The organism is Paenibacillus sp. FSL R7-269, from assembly GCF_000517865.1.
Lineage (GTDB): Bacteria > Bacillota > Bacilli > Paenibacillales > Paenibacillaceae > Paenibacillus_AQ.
Map to the genome: position 1 here is coordinate 1 of NZ_ASPS01000109.1, position 233 is coordinate 233.

The following is a 233-nucleotide window of genomic DNA, read 5'->3' on the forward strand; positions in this document are numbered from 1 at the left end:
CTAATTCAGGTGCACTTGTGCTCTTCATTCACGCTTCCCGCCCGCTTTCGGCTAATTCAGGTGCACTTGTGCTCTTCATTTTCACTTCCCGCCGACTTTTGGCTAATTCAGGTGTATTTGTGCTCTTCATTTTCGCCTATAGCCGACTTTTGACTAATTCAGGTGCACTTGTGCTCTTCATTCACGCTTCCCGCCCGCTTTCGGCTAATTCAGGTGCACTTGTGCTCTTCATT

At 48.1% G+C, this 233-nt stretch carries 1 protein-coding gene; it reads left to right on the forward strand.

Features of this window, described 5'->3' with window-relative positions:
* The coding region (locus tag C162_RS37200; RefSeq protein WP_235218582.1) for a hypothetical protein at positions 1–233 on the forward strand (233 nt) is incomplete at both ends.